The following is an 11,267-nucleotide window of genomic DNA, read 5'->3' as shown; positions in this document are numbered from 1 at the left end:
TAATTGGGATTTCTTTTTCATCATGCAATTTCTTTACTATATTCAGTACGGTATTTGTTGTATCTATGAGCTTATTGAACTCTTCATTTATAAGCTGAGACTTTTCCTCTTCAGGCATAGTATTTACCATGAAAAAATATTTTTTATTATCTCTACAAATATTATAACATACCAATGCTAGCGGTATAATTGCTATAAGAAGGTCAAAAGTACAGCCCCTATGGTACAAGATGAGCAGCATGTCTTATTATAAAATATTATTTTGACTTATATTTTATTCAATTGCCATGCAGGAATTTTTAAAATAATGTCGAATTAAATAATACAATTAGATCAATTTCGATATTATGATGTATTTAAATGATTAAATTTTTAATAAAAAGATATTCAAATAAGAAAATGACTTTTTAAAAAATTTTACTGAGTATACCTTATACTATATATTTAGGAGAGAATCATATGCAAACTGTTATAATAAATCTGAGAGCATTAACTCCCTTGTGGACTGGTGGCTATAAAAAGCAAAAGGGGATGGATAAAATAAACCCATCAAATATCTTGGGGTGGCTCAGATACTGGGCTGAAGCAATAGAGCGAATCTATAATCCCGAGCTGAAAAGTGAGCCGTGTAAAATTACCGATGATGATATAGATAGGTTGGAATTGATTGATGACGTTGAATTGACGAACAAAACATTAGGTGAGTTAGGACTGTGCAATATTTGCTATGTTTATGGGACGACAGAATGGGCAAAGAGATTTTATATGGATATATCTACCGAAAATGGCAAAATGTTAAATTTTTATAATAAATTAATTCCAAGTGGGAGAGAACATAAAAATAGAAGTGGTGGGTGGCCGCTTAAGGGAGGATATATAGGAGAATTTAATATAACCATTAGTTATTTAGAAGAGGAGACCCCCATCTTACCCTACATTATAATTCCAGTAAAAATTATTTCAAAATTTGCTTCTTTTGGTGGGAATACCTCAAATGGCAATGGAGCAGTTTGCGAAGTCGAAAATAATAACAACTTTGGTAGAGCAATAATAGAAAAATTTTTTAGCGACAACAGAAAAATCGATTATTCTAATAAATCACAAGTGCCAAACCTGCTGGACATGTTTTTTATTAGAGTCAGATTCCATGCAAGATTTGATATGTTAGTCAATCTTATTAAAAAACAATGCAATAATAAAGTAATTAGAGATGATAATAAAGTAAATAAAAATGATTTAAAAGAATGTTTTGAGAATGGTTTCTTTCCTATAGCACCGCTTATAAAAAATTATCTGAGGTATGAGGCATTTCGATTAGTCCCTAAATTGGACGAGAATATTTTTGGGGTTGTGAAAGATAATGGGAAAACCAGGATAAAGAGCAAGATAAATATTTCCCATGCATACAGGATTGATAATAATGACAAATGGGAATTGAGAATTTGGGGCTGGCTACCATGTAACATTGATGGAGTAAAAGGATATAAAAGGCAAGAGTTAATAGGAGAGCTTTGTGATGATGTGAATAAGTATTTTGATGAGCTTAATTTAGCAGTTGATACTGTGATAGTTGAACCACGTAGCGATTTTGATAGTTTTTTACAAAAGCTGTTAGAATAATTTATTGAGAAGTTGGAGGAGTTTGTGATGTATGATTTTATATCATATTTTATGTCAAGGTTGTATAATGGCCTAAATAAGAATCAGGTTCAAGAGTCTAAGCTTATGCGAGCCCAATTTATGAGGTTGCTAAATGAGAAATCTTTATTCGAAGAAGCCAACATAGATAATGATGATTACAATGATTACGTTCTTAAAACATTGAATTCTATAGATAATCAACTGATAAAAAAGTTTGCATTTAACGAAATAAATACTGCGGCATTACAAGATGTGAATCTTCCGTGGTTTAAAATGGATATATCCTTTCAACTACTTAGTCCATATATTTCTAAAGATGATACTGTATTCTATGTAAATGATAATCCAATAAAAAAGGATGTGGTTTTTAAACTTCCATACATAAGTCCTAGTAGTATGAAAGGCTATTTGAGAAATGCTGCTTATTACTATTTAAATGAAAAATTTTCGTATTCATCGATATCGCAGGATGAAAAGATTAATTATCTTATGCTTATCTTACTTTTATTTGGAAACTATCATGGAGAAAGTAATATATTGAGTGTTCCATACGGCCTTGCTAAAAATGACAAGATTTTAGAAAAGGGTTTTAAAGATAGGATAAAAGAGTATTTTGACACAGAGGATACGGAAAACTTAGCATTATTGCGCGGTAGATTGGTCATTACACCAACATTTTTTGATGAAGGAAAGGGTAACTTAATAAAATATGAGGTATTAAATCCGCATATAAGAAATAGAAGAGATGGATCAGGGAGTGTACCTATAATATTTGAAGCAGTGAGAGAAGGTTCTACTGGGAAATTTTCTCTTTTATATTTTCCATATAATATCTCATCAAAGTTGACAGAAGAGGAAAAAATTTACGAATCTGACCAGATGTTTAAAATGATAAACGTCTTTTTAGACTACCTCAAAAAGTTGGGAATTGGATCTAAAAGGAAATCAGGTTATGGGAAGATAAATATAATAAGCTTAGAAACAGAAAAAGCTGTAAAATGGCAATTAAATCTAAACCCTAAAAACGAGGTGGTACAATGAGCGACAACCGCGAAAATATAGAAAACGTAAGATATAAGGTCTTATTGTGTGAACTAGGTGTGCTACTGCATGAGCTCGGAAAGGTGAGTCAACAATTTTATTATTATCAACTCCACGATAATAATTGTAGTGATTTTGAATATGAACATATTATTGGGATAGCCTATGAGGACATTAAGAATAGGATTTTTGCAGTGGCAGATTTAAACGATTGCCAGACATATAAAAAAGCAAAAAAAATGATAGATGAAAATGAGCCAGACAAGCTAAAAAGAGATTTTGATGTTTTGGATCATGAGACAAAGGAGATATTGAAGAGGAAATTTATTGAACTACCATCTCCATTTGACAATGGTATAACATATCGGCTTGGAGATTTTATTGAATATCTTGGACAAGGGGAAAAGGGCCTTTATGCTGAAAAAGAAGAGAAAATAAAAGAGTCTTATGCATATAAGATATTTGATGATCGTTATCCATATATTTTGCATTTATTAAACTCTACTCATGGATATGCATCAGGGATGGATAAACGTGGAGATGATGAGTCGAGCAGCTTAAAGGCTGAGAAAGATGGCCCTATAAGTATAGCCACCCCGTTTGGCTATGAAAAAAGTATAAAAAGTATCATAAATGCGCTAAGCAGCTTTCAAATAGAGAAAAAATGCAAAGATTGCAAGATAAGAGAATATACCAGATGCGGCTCTATCAGCTCGTTGGTTGATGTGGTTGAACCAATACGTAAATGTGCTGAATGTGTAATTAAGGGATGTAATTTTGAGCCAGAGGATGATTTTATCAAAGAATATAGGGATGTCAAGAATAAATTGAAGTTGCTCTTTTCTCTTGTTCCAGCAGATACTCGAAAACCTATAAATGATGTTACGGTTTGGGATACAGCATGTGTAGCAGCCTCCATGTTTAAGGCTATTATGTGGAATTGTATTGTTGATAATAATATAGATAAGATATTTGATGAAAATGTAAAGGTGAGTGTATTATCTTTAAGGTTAAACTGGTCAGAGATTATCAGCAATATATCAGATATTCCGACGATACTTGCACTAAAGGACGAATTTACCGACAAATTAGATTATTATAAAGAAGTGATAGAGTATAAATTGGCAGTTGGAAATGAAATATACAGAGATGAAAATGGGGCGATATACATAATACCGACATCTGATTGTATAAAAAATATGATAGATGAAAAGTTAAATCCCCATCTGAGTTTTGAGGGTAGGAATATTAATAAAAATTATGAAGATGTCTTTGTAAGCCAAAAAAAGACTAAAGATCCTAGGTATATAGGCAGAGTAGTACTGGATATTATAGCTGCTACCCAAGAGATAAACTATAATCGTAGTTTCTTTGATGAAAAGTGGGGAAAGGATTCAAAAAACAGTGGATATGAAATTTGTCCAGTTTGTGGGGTACGGCCTTTAAAAAATAAGAATAAGGCAAATATATGTGATGATTGCTATAACAGGACAAGAGGGGAAAACAGTCGCAGTAAAAAATGGCTTAAGAATCTTGATGGAACAGTATGGATAGATGAGGTTGGTGACAGAAATGGCAGAGCTGCAGTAGTTTCAAGCAGTTTTGATCTTGATGAATATATAAGGAATGGCCTGATTTATCTTGCAGATAGTAAAGAATACATGAAAAATAAAAAGTGTTTTCGAATTTCATTTGTTGATAAAACTGCAATACCGAAGACGGGTTTTTATAAATTGATGTATAGAGCAAAAGAAGTCGATACTGCAATTTATATAGATGAACAAATTCCATTAATAATAATCAATAATAAAAATGATAAAATTACAAGTGGTAAATTCAATTATGAAGGCCAAAAATATAACATTATGGATATCAACAGAGTCGGCAATGCAGGATATTTAATCAAATTAAAGGATGAGTTACCTCAAGACATGGGGTTTATAAAGGCTTATGGGGTAAATTTTAAAATCCAGAGCAAAACTGAAATGATAGCAGATAAGGAAGATGCTGCAAATAAAGTAAAAGAATTATTCCTTTATACATTATATGGTTCTGAAAAGGGTTTTGATTTCTTTGTTGTGGATGAAATGAATAAAGAGGAAGATATATGTGACAACATACTGACAAGGTCAACTTCTTTTGCACGGTATAGGAGAATATGGGAAACAACAAAAGAGTTTTATAATGACGTATTAATAAGAGGCGATATGCAGAAAAGAAGAGGTAGGCTTTGTATATGCAATATAACAAATCAAGATGGTAAACTTGTAGACGGAGTGGCGTATGAAATACCATTAACCCAAAAGGTAAAGATACATGTTGTATATGATAAAGAAAAATGCAGATTGATAATGATAGATAATCCATATTATATAGCATCATTAATTGACCCTAATAAGATAGACAAACAAGATGACCCGCTGGAATATCTAAAAGAATATGTGATGAATATAAAGGAACCTTTGGATGTAAATCTTTCTGCAGAATATGGGCGTAAGAGTACAAATATAGCCCAAATAAATAAGGCAACCGTTGCTATAGATGAAACAGAATATACACCTGCTATACCTGTTATTGCAGAACCACAGAATTTTATGGCTGTTATTCCTGCTGAGAATGCCTATGCTTTTGCGAAAGCGATATATGAAAAATATATAAGTGAAATGGGCCTTGTGAAAAACAGACTTCCATTTCATATAAATATTATATACTTCCAAAAAAATACACCCATAAGAACGGCCATTGATGCATCAATAAGAGCTATGGGAAAAAGTGACACAAGATTATCTCTTCCTGTGATTCAAATTATTGATAGAGATATGCAAGTACAGAGTGGAAACTCTACACAGTTTGATAAAATTATACAGTTGGAAAAATGTTATAAGATTAATGTGTGCGAGGCAAATCCTAACAACAAATACTATACTTTTATAGAGATTGATGAAAATAAGATATCGCCTAATTTCAATAAGATTTATATATATAACGATTCTGTTTCTGATGAAGTTCATTATTTTGTGCATCCAGAAGAACTTGGGAGAGGTGATTATGTAAAAATTAATCCTTCATTTTATGATTATGAATGGCTCAGCACAGGTAATAGAAGGTTTGAGGTTATTTACAAAAATGGTAAAAGGATAAATAATGATTTGAAACCGCAACTTATTGATAATATAGATGAAATGGATTATATTTGGAAGATATTTAAAAGCTTATCCAAATCCCAGATATACCAATTAAATGAAACATTATCTATGTGGAGAGGCAAACTTAAGGATGGAGAAGAAAATAGCAGTGATGTTATTACTTTCTATATCAGGAGTGCCATATTAAATACGGACGGTTTGGAAGACCTGACAAACGAAGATATAGCTAAACTGGTTAACTGTTTTAAAAATGGAATCTTTGATGCTGCGTTTGAAATATTTATAAAAATATTGAAGAGGAAGGAGTAATTGTAAAATGCCTAACATTGTTCAAAGAAAATATATTTTGATGTCTTTGGATCCCATACATGTTGGGACGGGTGATTATAGATTGGGAGGAGTGGATCTTTCTATTGTTAGAGAGCCGGGAACAAATATTCCTAAAATACCAGGAACAAGTATGTCCGGTGCTATAAGGGCATATGCAGCTATAGCATATGATAGGCCAAATTGTTCTGGAGCAGATACTGCTGGCAGTGCATATTGTAAAGAAGATTCATGTCCTATCTGCTATACATTTGGATATGCCAATGATAAAGAAACTGGTGGGTACAGCGGAGTAGTGAGTATTTTTGATGCAGAGATTTTATTCTTTCCTGTTTATTCTATGATAGGACCTATATGGATCACTACACCTTATCTATTAGAGAGAGCAGTTTCTCTTGAGAAAACTGATAAATGTCATACTGATACTAAATTAACTATAAATGACGATGAAATAATGAAGTTATGTAGTTATGAAGCTAATAAAGCCGATGATAAGAAAAAATATCTAAACGTAGGCTGGTTGCTTCTTAATCTTAGAGAGGAAAATTATGATCACATAAACGATATTATGAAAAAATTTGCAGGTGACATATTAGGCAGGATTTATTTAGTAAGTGACAAAACATTTTCTGTTGTTGTAAACTCAAATTTAGAAGTGAGGACTTCAGTTTCAATAAATCCGCGAACGGGGACGGCAGAAGGTAAAGCCTTATTTACTTATGAGGCAATTCCAAGATCTGCATATCTTATGATGGATGTCATTCAGAATGATTATAGAGGTAAATTTAGTGATGTAATAAAATCTGATGAGATAAAGTGGCCAATAGATGTAGTTGAAAAGGGTATAGATATGATGGAAATACTGGGAGTTGGTGGTATGGGTACTAGGGGATTTGGCAGAATAAAAAAGGTTGGTGTAGTTGGTGGAGAGGATGATGCAAATGTCTAAGGTTATTAATAATGTTGACTGTTATGTTGCGAAAGCTGCTTTCAATATTGTAAGTAATGATAAAATTGCGGATAACTTGAAGAATGCGGAGAATATAGTTACAAAATCCCTTGGGACACTTCAGAGTCAGGGAATCTATGCTTGTTTTTTGTATCTTTGTTCACGTAAAAAAAATGAGAAAGAATATGCAGAAATTGTAGCTACAGAATTGGTTAAGCTTATGTGTGAGTTGGATAAATATTTGCAAAGTGATCTGAGTCCTTTGCAAACTCTTATCAGTACAAATGGCGAAGAGTCTAAAAGTGACAAGGTTATGAAGTGTATATCTATTGCATTTTCTAATGAAAAGAATATTCTTAATAATCTTGACGAGATGCAGTTTGTGAAAGATATAATGGAAAAGGCGTTGATATATACTAGGTATTCAATTAAAGCTTTAAATAGAGATAAAAGTAAAAGCGATAGAACTTTGACAGAAGGGATCCAAAATAACGAGTAAATAAAAACGAGGTGAAGGTAAGGATGGGTTGGAAACAATATCTGGTTGTGTTTGAGATAATTTCGCCTCTGCATATCGGATATGGAAGAATTGCAAATTTGCAGAAATCAAGGGGATATGTTCCTGGCAGATTGATTTGGAGCGCATTTACAAGTAGAATAACTGCAGCAAGAGGTACTGCAGATTATGAGAAAACCGGAGATGAGCTACTAAATAACACAGCCTTATCGTATTTTTATCCTGCGGTGGAGGATAATGGAGAATCTGATTTATACTCTATAAAAGTTTGTAATTATAATTTATGGATTGAAGACTATGATAGACAGAATAACAATCTTATGGAATATAAATTTATGAATTCCTATATGTCAACAGCTATTAATATTGGTTCAAACTCAGCTGATGAATCGAATCTCTTTGAAACAGAATTTATTTCGCCGTATACAAGAGATGGTGAAAAGACTTATCTCGTTGGATATCTATTCTTAAAAGACGGTTATACATTTAATTGGGATTATATAAGGGATATCCAGGTGGGTGGAGAAAGAAAAAGTGGATTTGGCCGTATAAAACTTCATGGTAAAAGCGAAGATAACTCGCAAATATTTCAGTCATTGGAAGTAGAAATGGATGGCGAAAGACCAATTATAGAAATAAAAAGCCAAAGCAGATTATTAGCTCATGTACATGTATCAGAAAGTAATACGATGGAGATTAAAGGGAGAATAGAACCATTGGTATATAGAGATACAAAAGAAGCAAAAAAAATTGGAAGTAATATTAGAAACATCATAGCTTATGCACCAGGAGCAGTATATTATGGAGATAAAACAAGGTTGGAGATTGGTAGCACTATGTTAAAAGATAACTCCATCTGGTGTGAAAAATATAGCTTGAATCCGTAAAGAAAAGCCTATAAAGAACAGAATTTCATAATAAAATAAAATGGCTCTATAAAGGGCCTAAATCATTTTATATACTTCATCGATAGAACTACTTTTAACAACTTCAATTAAGACTTCATCCAGTTTATCTTCATCATTTATTTTTGATATTTTGTCTTTAAGGTCATCAGGGAGTGCATTAAACTTAGCTTTAATAACATTGAGTACATTTTCTTGTGCTTTCCTTATTCTGCCTTCTTTTCTGCCTTCAATACGGCCTTTCTTAATACCTTTTCTTATACCTTCTTTAATACCCTCTTCTTTTATTGCCGGGTCATATAGAGTTTTGATCATAATGGTCACCTCCTCATCTATTTTACGGTATTCACCATACTTACTATAAAGATAACCTGTTATATTTATCATAGCACTGATTTGTCAGTAAAGACAGTCTTATCTATTTTTTTGCTTTTGCCTGTTTTTTGGTCTATCATCTTCCTGTATGTTAAGAAATAGGTCGCACTCTTGGATTATATTCCAGATGGCTGTGTGACTTAATCTTTCATTGGTTATTTTTTTCTATGGCAGACGCTGTATTGTGGTAAGATTCTTCTAAGGCAGTCTCTATGATTTTTCAGTTAAATTTATGGATACATGGCCTATGGTATCTATTTTTGGATGTTCATTTAACATAAGCATTTTATACAGCTCTTCCAGTATTTCTGCCATGATGCAGCAGGCAATTTCACATACAATTCATTTTTGTATCTATAATTTTTTGATATAATCTTTGAAATTTTAAATTTAAAAATTAGATAATTTTAAAGAGGATTTTTAATAATCTTGTCGAAATATAAAAGAGTAAATTATTAAAATATTAGAAAAGAAGATTATGCAGAATGGAAAGACAAAATGTACAATCAAGTAATTTACGTTCGATAGGTTATGACCAGACCACTCAGACACTGGAGATTGAATTTAATAATGGTGGTATTTATCAGTACTATAATGTTCCACAAATCATCTATGAAGGCTTATTGAATGCATCTTCACATGGTAAATTTTTTCATCAGTATATCAAAGATATAAAGGTAGCCAAAATAACTTATAAGTAATATTTTTATTAAGAATAGTTGTCTTTATTACCTATAAGTAATATAATATAAGTAAGGAGACACGAAATGAAAGTGTTGCACAATATAATATATCCAGAACAATATTATAGTGTCAAAATTTATACACATCCTAAATTTGAAGAAGAATTAAAAAATATTTTGGAATATAGCGGATATAAGGAAAAATTTATTAGTATGTACAGGCAAAGACTTAAATTTTTAGAGGAGCATCAAAGTGAATGTTATAAAAAAAGAGATTGGTTTGAAATTTTAAAGAGAACTGACGGATTGTATTCAATGAAATTTAAGGGGTTAAAAAACATAAGAATAATTTTTAAGTTTGTTGGATATAATAATCAGAATATTGCATTATTGCTATGTACATTTGAAGAAAAGAATTCAAAGACTAGTAGTAAGAGCAGTTATAAAGAAGCTATAAATATAGCACAAGAAAGATTAGATGAAATAAGAGAGCTTTTGGACTAGTTTAATTATATATAATTTAATTATAAGGAGGAGAGTTAGTATGGGCAATAAATTGGAATTGGGAGATGCATGGAAGCTTATTGATGAATTAGCTGATGAATCGACAAAGGCAAAATTTGAATTAGACGATATATTATATGATATTTCTATGAAAATATTTGAATTTAGAGTTAAAAACAATTGGACACAAAAACAGCTTGCTGAAAAATTGGGAATTAAACAGTCTATGGTATCAAAACTTGAAAGTGGTCAATATAATCCTACAGTTGAACAGCTGTGGAAAATCTCAAAGAAATTAGGTTGGAATTTTAAGATAATATTTGGAGAAGAGGATGACAAACCACAAATTTGGGATACAGTTAATTTTGAAGAAAGCCAAAATGATGAAACAGATAGAATATTAGAAAAAGAATTGGCGGTGGGTGCATGATTAATTCAAATCAAGTATTAGCAGACTTTCAGTTTATTGGGAATAGGGTGTCCAATTTTAAAATTGAGACGAGAGATATAAGAATAGATAAGGAAAAGATAAATGTTACTTATGATTTTGATTACGAAATAAAAGAAATTAAAGAACTGGAAGATAGGTATACAGGATATCTTGAATTCATAACTATAATAAAAGCAAAATTTAAAAAAACAGTGTTTTTAAAAATTGATTTAACTATGGAGGGAGCATTTATCGGTAATATTCAAAAACTAAAAAAGGAGGAGTTTATTAATATGTTAGAGTTAAATGGATTAACAGCGCTTTCGCAGCTATCGAGAGCTTATATTTTAAGTGTTACTGCTCTTTCCGGAATAACTCCTCCAGTAAAACTACCAATGATTAATGTTTTTAAATTAATACAGCAAAAAAAGGAAAGGGAAATAAATAATAAATAATGATTTTAGTGTAATAAGCCTATTAAACAGTGAGAAGGGCCAGCGGGGACAGTTCTTGTGGCATACCATAAGTAGTATATGCAAGAATTGAGTATGCAAGAAAATGGTACAGTTTTCGGCCCTTTTTTACCCACAGAAAATTATTTGTGCAAAAATAAAATGGTATAAGGCGACGAAATAAGCCTCATACCATTTTATATACCTCATCTATTGAATTACTTTTAATAACTGCAACTAAAATTTCATCAAGTTTAGCTTCATCATCTATTTTTAATATTTTATTTTTAAAGTCAT

General features: G+C 31.5%; 11 protein-coding genes. 10 read left to right on the top strand and 1 reads right to left on the bottom strand.

Annotated features, from left to right (window positions below):
- Positions 1-459: 459 nt before the first annotated feature.
- The 6 genes from cmr1 to FWJ32_RS12645 are packed head-to-tail and all read left to right on the top strand — an operon-like array spanning position 460 to position 8,508.
- Positions 460-1,620: a type III-B CRISPR module RAMP protein Cmr1 gene (gene cmr1 / locus FWJ32_RS12670; protein ID WP_149546333.1), complete on the top strand. Its 1,161-nt coding sequence runs from the start codon at positions 460-462 to the stop codon at positions 1,618-1,620.
- A 27-nt stretch (positions 1,621-1,647) separates the two neighbouring features.
- A complete protein-coding gene (locus FWJ32_RS12665; protein WP_149546332.1) occupies positions 1,648-2,682 on the top strand; it encodes an RAMP superfamily CRISPR-associated protein in 1,035 nt (344 codons plus the stop codon).
- On the top strand, positions 2,679-6,137 hold the full coding sequence (locus FWJ32_RS12660; RefSeq protein ID WP_149546331.1) for a CRISPR-associated protein Csx11: 3,459 nt from the start codon (positions 2,679-2,681) through the stop codon (positions 6,135-6,137). Before FWJ32_RS12665 ends, FWJ32_RS12660 begins: the two co-directional genes overlap by 4 nt.
- Positions 6,138-6,144: 7 nt before the next feature.
- Positions 6,145-7,104: a type III-B CRISPR module RAMP protein Cmr4 gene (gene cmr4 / locus FWJ32_RS12655; RefSeq protein WP_149546330.1), complete on the top strand. Its 960-nt coding sequence runs from the start codon at positions 6,145-6,147 to the stop codon at positions 7,102-7,104.
- A complete protein-coding gene (locus FWJ32_RS12650; RefSeq protein ID WP_162523634.1) occupies positions 7,097-7,603 on the top strand; it encodes a hypothetical protein in 507 nt (168 codons plus the stop codon). Before cmr4 ends, FWJ32_RS12650 begins: the two co-directional genes overlap by 8 nt.
- A gap of 23 nt (positions 7,604-7,626) precedes the next feature.
- Positions 7,627-8,508 carry an RAMP superfamily CRISPR-associated protein gene (locus FWJ32_RS12645; protein ID WP_162523633.1) on the top strand — a complete coding sequence of 294 codons (882 nt, stop codon included), beginning with the start codon at positions 7,627-7,629 and terminating at the stop codon, positions 8,506-8,508.
- 57 nt (positions 8,509-8,565) lie between these two features.
- On the opposite strand, the gene FWJ32_RS12640 is transcribed toward FWJ32_RS12645, so the two are convergent.
- A complete protein-coding gene (locus FWJ32_RS12640; protein WP_149546327.1) occupies positions 8,566-8,841 on the bottom strand; it encodes an RpnC/YadD family protein in 276 nt (91 codons plus the stop codon).
- 545 nt (positions 8,842-9,386) lie between these two features.
- On the opposite strand from FWJ32_RS12640, the gene FWJ32_RS13965 reads away from it, so the two are divergent.
- From FWJ32_RS13965 to FWJ32_RS12620, 4 genes are all read left to right on the top strand, one after another.
- On the top strand, positions 9,387-9,602 hold the full coding sequence (locus FWJ32_RS13965) for a KTSC domain-containing protein (protein WP_149546326.1): 216 nt from the start codon (positions 9,387-9,389) through the stop codon (positions 9,600-9,602).
- Positions 9,603-9,668: 66 nt separating this feature from the next.
- A complete protein-coding gene (locus tag FWJ32_RS12630; RefSeq protein ID WP_149546325.1) occupies positions 9,669-10,088 on the top strand; it encodes a hypothetical protein in 420 nt (139 codons plus the stop codon).
- Between the two features lie 40 nt (positions 10,089-10,128).
- Complete coding sequence (locus FWJ32_RS12625) at positions 10,129-10,518, top strand: helix-turn-helix domain-containing protein (protein WP_149546324.1); 390 nt, start codon at positions 10,129-10,131, stop codon at positions 10,516-10,518.
- Positions 10,515-10,973, top strand: a complete 459-nt coding sequence (locus tag FWJ32_RS12620; RefSeq protein ID WP_149546323.1) for a preprotein translocase subunit SecB — start codon at positions 10,515-10,517, stop codon at positions 10,971-10,973. The genes FWJ32_RS12625 and FWJ32_RS12620 overlap by 4 nt, the downstream gene beginning before the upstream one ends.
- The last annotated feature ends 294 nt before the right edge of the window (positions 10,974-11,267 follow it).

It is taken from the genome of Calorimonas adulescens, from assembly GCF_008274215.1.
In the GTDB taxonomy this organism is placed as follows: domain Bacteria; phylum Bacillota; class Thermoanaerobacteria; order Thermoanaerobacterales; family UBA4877; genus Calorimonas; species Calorimonas adulescens.
This window is presented reverse-complemented; position numbering and strand designations above follow the sequence as displayed.